Genomic DNA, 10,411 nt, shown 5'->3' with positions numbered 1-10,411 from the left:
GCTGATCCGCGCCCACCCGGTCAACCCCGGGCAGGCCATGCAGGAAAGCTCGCAACGCCGCCTCCGAAGAGGTCACGTCCGCGAGCGAGGTAGTCGCAACGCTCATCGCGATCGGGTCTTTCTCGTGCGTGAGGGGGCCGGCCAGCCGCCCGGCGGGGCGGTGGAGGCGCGTTCGATCAGCTTGGTGTCCAGGACGATGCGGCTGGCGCTGCCGCCGCTCTCCTCGGGGTCCAGCCGGCGCAGGAGCAGCCGCATGGCGAGCACGCCCTGCTCGAACATCGGCCGGTCGATGACGGTCAGGGGCGGCTTGAGCAGCGGACCGGTGTCGAGGTCGTCGAAGCCGATCAGGCTGATCTGGCCGGGGATGTCGATCCGCATGTCGTGCAGCGCCTTGAGCACGCCCAGCGTCATGAGGTTGTTGGCGGCGAAGATGGCGGTGGGCGGCTCGGGAAGCGACAGCAGCGACAGCGTGAGCTGGTAGCCGCTGTGCTCCTTGAAGTCGCCGACCAGGTCGTACTCGGGCGGCACCTCGACGCCCGCCTTGGCGAGCGTCCCGACGAACCCCTCGCGCCGCAGCCGCCCGGGGGTGGTGTCCAGGGTGCCGCTGATCGCGGCCACCCGGGTGTGCCCGAGGGCGAGCAGGTGCTCGGCCGCCTGCCTGCCGCCGCCGTCGTTGTCGACCAGCACGGCGTCGAACCGCTCGCCGCCCGCCAGGTCGCGGTCCACGAACACCAGGGGCACGTCGGCGTCGTGCACGTGCAGCGGCGTCTCGTCCTGCTCGGTGGCGGGGGCGAGGATGATGCCGTCGACCCTGCGCACCATGTCCGCCAGCACGTCGTCCTCCTGCTCGCTGCTCTCGTCGCTGTTGGCGAGCAGGATGCGGTAGGGCTCCGTACGGGTGACGGACTCCATGCCCTTGACCACCGCGGCGAAGTACGGGTTCGTGATGTCCGGGACGACGACGCCGATCGTGTTGGTGCGCCCGGACTTCAGCGACTGCGCCGCGGCACTCGGCCAGTAGCCCAGCTCGTCGATGGCGGCCTGGATCGCCTCGTACGAGCGCACCCGCTGGCCCCGCAGGAAGCGCGAGACCGTGGCGGGAGAGACCCCCGCGCGAGCTGCTACGTCATGGATGGTGACCACGTGAGCTCCAAACTGAAATCGATGTCAGTGATGATGGCAGGATGTGGCCACGGAGTGTCAATGCCATGTTTCCAACTCGTTACACATCCTGGCATTTTCCCAACTCAAGGGCCACCCTCGCCCCACAACTGGGTCTGGCCGACTGAAACCGTTATCAGTAACTGGAGGGCCGTACCTTTGCAGCATGAGAAGTGACCTGCTCGACCACCTCGTCTACGCCACCCCGCACCTGGAGGAGACCGTCCTGGAGTTCGGTCGCCGCACGGGGGTGCGCCCCGCCGAAGGTGGCCGGCACAAGGGGATGGGCACCCGGAACCACCTGGTGGGCCTGGGCGGACAGCGGTATCTGGAGATCATCGGGCCGGATCCCGAGCAGGGGGTGGCGCCCCGGTGGTTCGGGCTCGCGGAGCTCACCGAGCCGAGGCTGGTGGCCTGGTGCGTACGGCCGGCCGACCTGGACGCCACCATCGCCGCGGCCCGGGCGCAGGGCTACGACCCCGGTCCCGCGAGGGAGATGTCGCGGCGCACGCCGGACGGCGACGTGCTCCAGTGGCGGTTGACGGCGCATCTCGGTGACCCGGTGGTGCCGTTCCTGATCTCCTGGGGCGCGACGAAGCACCCGGGCGAGCGTGGACTGCCCGAGGTGGCGCTGGAGTCGTTCACCGCGGGCCACCCGGAGCCGGACGCCGTGCGGGGGCAGCTCGACGCGCTGGGGGTCGAGCTGGAGGTGGTGCGCGAGGACGAACCCGTGCTGACGGTCCGGCTGGGCGGGGTCGTGCTCAGCTGATCCGGCTCCGTCGCCATTTCAATGGAGGAGGCGGCTGCGGAGCCCCAAGATCAGTTCCTCATGCACCCCGAGCTGGTCCGTCACGTAGCCCTGCACGGATCCATGGGCGGCCGTCAGGTCGGACAGGAAGAGCCGCATGATTTCAGCGGGGGCTCGTCCATAACCGGGCCACTTCAGCTCGCGGCCCGGGTTGGCGGCCCGCCAGTCGGCGATCAACCGGCCGGTGGCCAGCTCGGTGAGCGCGAAGTCCGCGGCGATGTCGCCTTCCCGCACCTGCAGCAGGGACAGCACGAGCGCGGCCACCAGTCCGGTGCGGTCCTTGCCGGAGGCGCAATGGAACACCAGAGGCTCGTCCGCGGAGGCGATGACCTCCAGGGTCCGCCGCAGCTCCTCCACCCCGTCGAGGGCGACCTCGGCGTAGCGATCGGCCAGGAAGCGCCACGGGTCGACGTCCGGATCGATCTCCGCCTGGTCGTACGGGCGGTGCTCGATGCTCAAGTTGTGATAGGCCACTCCGTCGTGGTGGGGCACCCGCCCCTTGGCCTCGATCTCCCAGGGGTAGCGCAGGTCGATCACCGTGCGTACGCCCAGGGCGAGGAAACGATCCCAGTCCGGGCCCCGCAGCTTGGCCAGCGAATCGGATCTGAACAGCCGGCCCCACCGCACCGTCCGGCCGTCGGCGGTCCGGTAGCCGCCCAGATCCCGGAAGTTGTGCAGGTGCTCGAACGCGATATTTCTTCTCATGCGAGTCACCCTAAGGTCGCCGAAACCGGCTCAGTCCTCCCTAGCCGGCATGCGGAGGACGAACCGGGCGCCGGTGTGGGAATCCTCGATGGCGAGAGAGCCGGAGTGGGACTTCGCGATCTCGCGGGCGATGGGCAGGCCGAGTCCGGAGCCGCCGGCGTCGCGGCTGCGCGAGTCGTCCAGGCGGGTGAAGCGCTGGAAGACGACTTCGCGCTGGTCGTCCGGGATGCCCGCACCGTCGTCGAGGACCTCGAGCACCGCCTCGTCGTCCTGCTGCCGCACCGTCACGATGATGTGCGTCTCGGCGTGCCGCTCGGCGTTGTCCAGCAGGTTCGTCAGCAGGCGGGCCAGCTGCAGCCGATCGGCCGTGACGACCACACCCGATTGCAGATTGGGGACGACACGTTTGGTGCGCGGCCTGGCGATCTCGGCGGCGGCGAGCTCGCCGAGGTCCACGGGCTCGCGGCGGTCCGGAGCGCCGGCGTCCAGCTTGGTCAGCGTGAGCAGGTTGGTGACGATGGCCTGGAGCCGGTTCAGGCTGGAGAGCACCTCGTTGCCCGTCTCCGGCCAGTCGGTGTCCTCGGGATGGAGGAGGGCCTCCTCGACCTGGGCGCGCATCGCGGTGATCGGGCTGCGCAGGTCGTGCGAGGCGTCGCCGGCGAACCTGCGCTGCTGCTCGATCGCGGCCTCCTGCTGCTCCATCGCCGCCTCCAGCTGCTCGAGCGTATGGTTGGCGGTCTCGGCCAGGGCCCTGATCTCGTCGTCGTTGTCCGGCACCGGGACGCGCATCCCACCGCCCCCCGCGGTGATCTCGGCCAGCTTCTTCCTGATGCTGTCGACGGGCGCGAGCGTCCTGGCCACGACGCGGGACACCCCGAACCAGGTCAGCGCCACCAGCAGCGTCGTCACGCAGATCTGAAAAATGATCACTTGCGGGCGGACGTACCACGGCACTGCCGGGTCGAAGGCGTAGATGATCCACGCGCCGTTCGACTGGTAGGCGTGCATGGCGACCGCGATCTCGCACCGGCCGGGAAACGCGCGCAGGTCGCAGAGCTCCGCGGCGTCGTTGGCCTGGTTTCGGCGGGGGATCGCCTTCGTCAACGGGGGCATGCCGGCCAGGTTCGGCGTCGAGGCGACCACGCGCCCGGCCGGGTCGACCACCTGGATGCCGTCGAGGTCATCGTAGATCACCCGCTGGGGCAGCTGGTTCCGCTTGACCATGAGCAGCACCCGCAGCGCCTTGCTGGACATCTCCTGCGCCTCGGCGTCGACGACCTCGTTCCGGAGGCCGTACAGCACAAAGGCGCTGACGACGATGTTCAGCAGCAACATGGCGATGCTGGCGAACAGTGCCAGCCGTATCCGCAGCGACCGGCGCAACAGTGTGCTCACGCGCCTTCCCCCGGCACTCAGGGGACCACATTCACCGCGTTCGCCGCTAATCCAGGGAGATTCCCCGACAAGGACGGCAAACCATCCTCTGTCCCACCGAGCCGAAGGTGGAGCAAGGGCTTGCCGGCGGGGCGCGCATGTGCGAAGCCACGGCGCAGGGCGGTCACGGCCCGGTCGTGCCGTCGATGGCAGCCGAGAGTGCGGCGGCCAGCTCGATGAGGTCCGTCCTGATCACCTGCTCGTGCCGGATGAAGTCGTGCTGCCGACCGACCACGGACACGGCGGCGCGGATGTGTCCACCGGCATCGCGGACGGGGACGGCGTACTCGGTCACGCCGTGTTCGAACTCGCCGTGGGCCACGATGAACCCGTTGCGGCGGTCGCGGTCGTTGGCGGCGACGAGCTCCTCGACGGAACGTGCGGCGTTGGGGCCACCGACGCCGATCAGCTCGTAGTCGTTCAGGAGCGCGGTGATCTCCTGGACGGTGTGGTCGACGAGGAGCGCGCGCCCCGCGCCGGTGCACCAGCAGGGGGTGACCAGGCTCGCCTGAGTGAGCCACTGCGGCGCGACCCCGGCGGCGGACTCGGCGCGCAGCAGCCGGACCTGGACGCCGTCGCGCACGGAGAGACGGGCGCTGGCGTCGTGGGCGACGGCGAGCCGGCGCAGGAGGGCCCGGCTGCGGCGGAGCAGGCCCGGGTTCAGCGACGCGGCCACGGAGAAGAACTCGCCTGCGACGCGCAGCGTGGAGTCCTCGCGGCGTTCCAGGAAGCCCTTCTCGCACAGATCCTGCGTGGTCCGTGACGCCTTGCTGCGCTCGATGCCGACCTCGTCTGCGAGCCTGCTGACGTTGAAGCCGGCCCGCCCGGAGGCCTCGCGCTCCAGCACCGTGTTGACCACCCGCAGCGCCATCCGCAGGGAAGAGGCCGACCACTTGGCCGCAGGGCCGGGAGAGGGCGCGTTCATGGTCATCTCCACCACTATAGCGAGGGCGTTTTCGCCGGGGCTCCGGCAGCCGCACGGCTGCCGGAGCCGGGATCCGGATCGCGGTTCAGCTCGAGTGGTGCAGGGCGAAGACGCGTGCCGGGAAGCCGGAACCGCCCTGCGGCTTGGGCCAGGTGGCGACGATCAGCGCGCCGGCTTCCGGCACCTGGTCGAGGTTGGCCATCAGCTCGATCTGCCAGCGGTCCCGTTCCAGCACATAGCTCTCCAGGCTGAAGTCACCGGCGGAGGTGGCCAGTCCGGGGTCGGTGTCGGTCTGCTCGTGCCCGATCGCGGTGACGCCTGCCTCCTCGAAGAGGTAGCGCAGGACCTCTGCCGACCATCCCGGGTAGTGGCTCACGCCCGCGTCGTCCTTGTTCGCCATCGCGGCGGGGTCGGGCCAGCGGCGGCTCCAGTCGCTGCGCAGGGCGACGAACGCCCCCGCCGGCACGGCGCCGTGGCGCGCTTCCCAGGCGGCAACGTCCTCCATCGCCGGCACCGCGTCCGGGTCGGTCGCCACGCGCGCGCTGATGTCGAGGACGACGAGGGGCAGGATCATCTCCTCCACGGGTATCTCGTCCAGGGGCCGCCCTCCGGCGACGAAGTGCACCGGCGGGTCGATGTGGGTGCCCCACTGGCCGACGATGGTGTAGCGATGCACGTTGAAGCCGTCGCCGCGGGACATGTCGAAGGGCATCTCGCGCTCCTCGTCCGGGAAGGCGGGGAAGTGCGGCTGTCCCGGGTGGAAGGCGTGCGTGAGGTCGGTGCGGACGGTCTTGTCGATCAATTCCCGGTGCAGGGCCCACAGCGGGGGTTCCACGGCGGCGGCGGTCGTGGCCGGGTTCAGGGGCATGGTTCGTCAGTCCTCTCTTTCCGGGCGGTCTCTGGGCTCCCGTCCCGGAACAGTTCAACGGGCGTGGTGGATGCAGGCCGGCCTCAAACGGCCGCCCTGGAGGACCGGCGGCCGTGCCGCAGCCAGTGGTAGAGGTAGCAGGCCACGACGAACGGGACGCCGAAGTACAGGGCGGTTGCCTGCGCCGGGTCCAGCGCGATGCCGACGAGCGAGACGGCACACAGGGCGAAGGCCAGGATCGGGACGACCGGGTAGAACGGTGTCCGGTAGGCCAGGATCCGCACGTCCCCGCCCTCGCGTACGAAGGCCCGCCGGTGGAAGAACTGCGCGGCGGCGATGGACATCCACACCCCGACGACGGCGAACCCGGCGATCGACACCAGCACCAGGTACACGGTTTCGGGTGCGGCAACGCTGCTCACCAGCGAGGCGAGGCCGCCGAGCATGCTCACCGACAGCGCGATCAGGGGGATGCCCCGCTTGCTCAGCCGGCGCAGGGCCTGCGGGGCCTGCTTCTCCTCCGCGAGCGAGAACAACATGCGGGCACAGGAGTACAGGCCACTGTTGCCGGCCGACAGGAGCGCCGTGATGATCACGAAGTTCATGGCGTCGGCCGCGTACGGGATGCCGACGGCGGAGAAGACGGTGACGAAGGGACTCTCGTCCAGCCCGACCTTGTCGTACGGGATGGTAGCGGCGATGACCATGATCGCCCCGACGAAGAAGACCAGCAGCCGCGCCACGGTGACCCGCAGGGCCTTGGGCACGGCCCTCGACGGGTCCTCGGTTTCGCCGGCGGCGACCCCGATCAGCTCGGAACCGGAGAAGGCGTAGAACGCGGCCAGGACGGTGACGAGCACGCCCGAGAAGCCGTTCGGGAACAGGCCGTGCGGGGTGCTGAAGTTCTCCAGCAGGAAGGGGTGGTGCGAGCCGCTCGGGGCCAGCGGGTGGAAGCCGGCCAGGGCGGCTCCGCCCAGCACGATGAGCGCGACCACGGCGACGACCTTGACCAGGGAGAACCAGTACTCGGTCTCGCCGAAGAACCGGGCAGAGAAGGCGTTCACCCCGAAGACGACGGCGGCGAAGACCAGGCACCAGATCCAGACGCTGACGTCGGGGAACCAGCGCCGCATCAGCAGCCCGCAGGCGGTGAACTCGGACCCGAGGGCGACGGCCCAGGTCAGCCAGTAAAGCCAGGCGGTGGTGAAGCCTGTCGCGGGGCTGATCGACCGGGACGCATAGATGTGGAAGGCTCCCGAGACCGGGTAGGCGACCGCGAGCTCACCGAGGCAGGCCATGACGAGCCAGACCACGAACGCGCCGACGAGGTAGGACAGGACGGCGCCGAGTGGGCCTGCCTGGGAGACGGTGTAGCCGGAACTGAGGAACAGCCCGGAGCCGATGACGCCGCCCATCGCGATCATTATGAGATGGCGGGATCTCATGGAGCGGCGCAAGCCGTCGCCGGACGGCTGGGGAGTGGATCCTGCGGATGTCTGAGGGTGTTCCGGTACGGCTGAGACTGACATGGCGGTCTCCTTGGGGGGAGGCAGGCGGTGGGAGTGGCCGGCTCCGTGCGGCGGGTCGTGAAGGGCGGCGGTCTGGACTGTCAGGCCCGTGAGATCAGTTCCAGGGGGGCGGAGAGTTCGACGACCGGAACCTCCCACGGGTGGACGTCCGTGATACGGGTCAGGACATGCGAAAGCTCGTCGTCGTCCATTGAGGCGTCGACGTAGGTGGTGATGGCGAGGGTCGAGGAGAGGAAGTGCCCGCCGACCACGCCGTGGGAGGGGCGGGCGCCGGGACGGACGGTGAAGCCCTCAACGCCCAGGCACGCCTCGAAGACGTCGCCGTACACGCCGAAGTCCCCCAGCTCGGGTGAGGTCTCCAGGATGTCGAGCAGCGGCGTGAGGGTCTCGTCGGACCGTAGTGCGTCGAGCTCGCCCGCCGCGGCCGAGGCCAGGGTCTGCCGGGCGACCGGCCAATACACCTTGATCGTCCGGACCCATCGGCGCCGGACCGGCGGACCGGCTGGCTTCGGTGCTCGTGCTGCGGCTTCTGGCGTCGTCGTGACCATGCGCATCCATCCCCTTGACGGTCAGCGGTGTCTGCCGCGAGATGCTATTCGTGCATTAAATGCATGGCAAGATGTAAATGATGCACACCGCAGAATGTTGCGGAGTGGAGGCGATACAGTGCAGGCTCACGGGAGAACGCCAGGCGCCGAGGCGAGGGGCGCGGCGTAGCGGCGGAGGACTTCGTGGACTCGAGCGTGGCCAGGGGCCTGGACGCCCTTTCAGAGCTCGCCCGCCTGACGACGGAGGGCGGACACGGCCCCTTGCCGTCCGTCTCGGATCTCGCCCGGAAGCTGGGCCGCGACCGCAGCCAGCTCTCCCGCAGCCTGGGCGCCATGGCCGCGGAGGACTTCGTTCTGCGTGACGACGTCTCGGGTGGGTTCGCACCCCACTGGCGGCTCTACGCCGTCGCCCAGGAGCTCACGGCGCACCGCCTGCGCACCGACGGGCTGACCGCCCTGGAGGGCATGGCAGCCGAGACCGGCGAGAGCTGTTATCTGGGCCTCCTGGTCGGCGACACCACCGTGACCATCGCCGAACGGGTGCCGCCCGGCAGCCGGCAGCTCGGATCGTGGATCGGCCGCCCCTATCCCGCGTACTGCAGCGACTGCGGGCAGGCCCTGCTGATCGACGCCGACCACGACGAGGTGGCCGCGGTCTTCGCCCGCACCGAGTTCGTCCGGCACGGCCCCAACACGCCCACCGGCCTCAACGACTTCCTGCACCGCCTGGAGCTGACCCGCGCGCGCGGCTACTCGATCATCGACGAGGAGGCCGAACCCGGCCTCTACTCGGTGGCCGTACCGGTGCGCGACTTCAGGGACGAGGTCGTCGCCGCCGTCCAGGTCGTCGGACCGAAGCACCGCCTCGCGCCGCGGACACAGGAGTGCGTCGGCGCCGCCCTGCGCTGGGGGCGGTACCTGGAGACCGCCCTGCGCGGAGCCAGATCGCCAGAACCGTAGGGGCGGTGCCACTTCACCCCAATACGCCGGCAAGGGCTGGTCGGCGCTGCCACGACCGCAGCTGGGAATCTCCCTCCGTCGTGGTCATCGACTCGGCCGGAGCCGAGGTTGAGCCGGTCACCCGGCACCTGCGCGACCTGGCGTCGAGCGACATGAGGGCGCGCGCTCGGTGGCATGAGCGTGCACCCGATCAACGGGACCGGCCGGGACCCGGGAGAAAGGGGCGGCCCGGTGGTCAAGGAGCGCCCGCCGGCGCCTTGGGTCGCCGGGCGCTACTTCTCGGCCGTACCGGGTTCCCCGCTGATGGATTCCTGATAGATGTCCGCGTAGGTGCGCGAGTCCTTGATCAGGTCGTCGGCGAAGGCCGCGACGTCGTTGCCGATGAGCTCCAGGACTCCCTTGCCGGCCGCCGCGCCCTCCTCGAAGAAATCGACGATCCCCGAGAGCAGGGACCCGTCAGCCAGCCCGACCGGCCCGACTTTGAAAAAGTACCGCTGAATCTCCTTGTAGACGATCTGGTAATCCGGCGGGAGCGCCTTGACCCGGGCCATGTGCGCTCGCCACTGCTTCTTGCCCTCGATGATGTCCTGGATGCCCACGTCAGCCTCCTAGCCGGCCCAATTTCCTTGCGACGTTCCTGTTCAACTGCTCGCGCCACCGGTCGCGATAGCTCCGGGCCCCTTCGCCGCCGGCCAGCGCCGCACAGAAGCCCTCGATGTCGTCACCCAGCACCTCGTGAATGCTCTGCCCATCGGCCGCTGTCTCTTCGAGCAGCCCCAGAGCACCGTCGAGAATCGGCATCAGGTTGCGGCCGGTGAAGTCCGAGTAGGAAAAGAGATGCCCCTTGATCTTCTCCCACGCCGCCTGGTAGTCGGCCGGCAATGCCGCGGCCCGGGCTTCGAACGTCTTCCATTCCCTGGTGAGATCGCTGCCTGTGATGGTCTCCCAGAAGTTCATTCCCCGCCCTCCTTGAGCTTGTCGATCCGTGATGAGACGTACTCCCATTTCGCCCAGAACGTCGCGAGTTCTTCGCGCCCCGCGTCATTGAGCGCATAGAACTTGCGCGGCGGGCCCACCCCGGACGGTCGTTTCGTGACTTGGACGAGCCCGTTCTTCTCCAACCGCAGCAGGATGGTGTACACCGTCCCCTCGACGACGTCGGCGAAGCCGAGTTCGTTCAGCCGACGCGTGATGGCGTACCCGTAGGTCTCCTCGCTGCCGATGATTTCAAGCACGCAGCCCTCGAGTGTGCCCTTCAGCATCTCCGTCAGGCCGTCCATCCTGGTCCTCCTGGCTTGCCTTAGTACTCGGTGGCACCGAGTACCACTATACAGTAGCACAGGGTAGTACAGAGAAGCTCTGCAAGCCCTAAGGGCCTGTCATAGGACCGGTCGAGATCACGTCAGCACTCGTCCCGCCGGTGTCGCGCCGTCTCCGGCGCTCCTCCGTCCCGTGGCTATATGGCAGCGGCAT

General features: G+C 69.2%; 12 protein-coding genes. 2 read left to right on the top strand and 10 right to left on the bottom strand.

All coding sequences use genetic code 11. From position 1 onward, the window contains the following. Positions 1 to 102: 102 nt before the first annotated feature. On the bottom strand, positions 103 to 1,143 hold the full coding sequence (locus ACIBVN_RS45305) for a LacI family DNA-binding transcriptional regulator (RefSeq protein ID WP_397146486.1): 1,041 nt from the start codon (positions 1,141 to 1,143) through the stop codon (positions 103 to 105). A 184-nt stretch (positions 1,144 to 1,327) separates the two neighbouring features. Here ACIBVN_RS45305 and ACIBVN_RS45300 point away from each other — a divergent pair, with 184 nt between their 5' ends. Beyond that, positions 1,328 to 1,930 carry a VOC family protein gene (locus ACIBVN_RS45300; protein WP_397146485.1) on the top strand — a complete coding sequence of 201 codons (603 nt, stop codon included), beginning with the start codon at positions 1,328 to 1,330 and terminating at the stop codon, positions 1,928 to 1,930. Between the two features lie 18 nt (positions 1,931 to 1,948). Here ACIBVN_RS45300 and ACIBVN_RS45295 read toward each other — a convergent pair whose 3' ends face one another. From ACIBVN_RS45295 to ACIBVN_RS45270, 6 genes are all read right to left on the bottom strand, one after another. Then, the gene (locus tag ACIBVN_RS45295) at positions 1,949 to 2,674 is read right to left on the bottom strand and encodes a tyrosine-protein phosphatase (protein ID WP_397146484.1); all 726 of its coding nucleotides are present in this window, start codon (positions 2,672 to 2,674) and stop codon (positions 1,949 to 1,951) included. A gap of 30 nt (positions 2,675 to 2,704) precedes the next feature. Continuing rightward, positions 2,705 to 4,069, bottom strand: a complete 1,365-nt coding sequence (locus tag ACIBVN_RS45290) for a sensor histidine kinase (protein WP_397146483.1) — start codon at positions 4,067 to 4,069, stop codon at positions 2,705 to 2,707. A gap of 163 nt (positions 4,070 to 4,232) precedes the next feature. Beyond that, positions 4,233 to 5,039: an IclR family transcriptional regulator C-terminal domain-containing protein gene (locus ACIBVN_RS45285; RefSeq protein ID WP_397146482.1), complete on the bottom strand. Its 807-nt coding sequence runs from the start codon at positions 5,037 to 5,039 to the stop codon at positions 4,233 to 4,235. 79 nt (positions 5,040 to 5,118) lie between these two features. Next, positions 5,119 to 5,901, bottom strand: coding sequence for a cyclase family protein (locus ACIBVN_RS45280; RefSeq protein ID WP_397146481.1), 783 nt, complete (start codon positions 5,899 to 5,901; stop codon positions 5,119 to 5,121). 83 nt (positions 5,902 to 5,984) lie between these two features. Further along, positions 5,985 to 7,325, bottom strand: a complete 1,341-nt coding sequence (locus tag ACIBVN_RS45275) for an amino acid permease (protein WP_397146480.1) — start codon at positions 7,323 to 7,325, stop codon at positions 5,985 to 5,987. A 185-nt stretch (positions 7,326 to 7,510) separates the two neighbouring features. Then, a complete protein-coding gene (locus tag ACIBVN_RS45270; RefSeq protein ID WP_397146479.1) occupies positions 7,511 to 7,891 on the bottom strand; it encodes a hypothetical protein in 381 nt (126 codons plus the stop codon). 270 nt (positions 7,892 to 8,161) lie between these two features. Between ACIBVN_RS45270 and ACIBVN_RS45265 the strand changes: the two genes are divergently transcribed. Further along, a complete protein-coding gene (locus ACIBVN_RS45265; protein ID WP_397146478.1) occupies positions 8,162 to 8,938 on the top strand; it encodes an IclR family transcriptional regulator in 777 nt (258 codons plus the stop codon). A gap of 272 nt (positions 8,939 to 9,210) precedes the next feature. Here ACIBVN_RS45265 and ACIBVN_RS45260 read toward each other — a convergent pair whose 3' ends face one another. Genes ACIBVN_RS45260 through ACIBVN_RS45250 form a run of 3 tightly spaced genes read right to left on the bottom strand, consistent with a single transcriptional unit; the run spans position 9,211 to position 10,218 of the window. Further along, positions 9,211 to 9,537, bottom strand: coding sequence for a DUF1048 domain-containing protein (locus ACIBVN_RS45260; RefSeq protein ID WP_397146477.1), 327 nt, complete (start codon positions 9,535 to 9,537; stop codon positions 9,211 to 9,213). Between the two features lies 1 nt (position 9,538). Then, positions 9,539 to 9,895, bottom strand: coding sequence for a DUF1048 domain-containing protein (locus ACIBVN_RS45255; RefSeq protein WP_397146476.1), 357 nt, complete (start codon positions 9,893 to 9,895; stop codon positions 9,539 to 9,541). Further along, positions 9,892 to 10,218 (bottom strand): PadR family transcriptional regulator, encoded by a 327-nt coding sequence (locus ACIBVN_RS45250; RefSeq protein ID WP_397146475.1) that lies wholly within the window; start codon positions 10,216 to 10,218, stop codon positions 9,892 to 9,894. The genes ACIBVN_RS45255 and ACIBVN_RS45250 overlap by 4 nt, the downstream gene beginning before the upstream one ends. Positions 10,219 to 10,411: the final 193 nt, after the last annotated feature.

Source organism: Nonomuraea sp. NPDC049400 (assembly GCF_044466425.1).
In the GTDB taxonomy this organism is placed as follows: domain Bacteria; phylum Actinomycetota; class Actinomycetes; order Streptosporangiales; family Streptosporangiaceae; genus Nonomuraea.
This window is presented reverse-complemented; position numbering and strand designations above follow the sequence as displayed.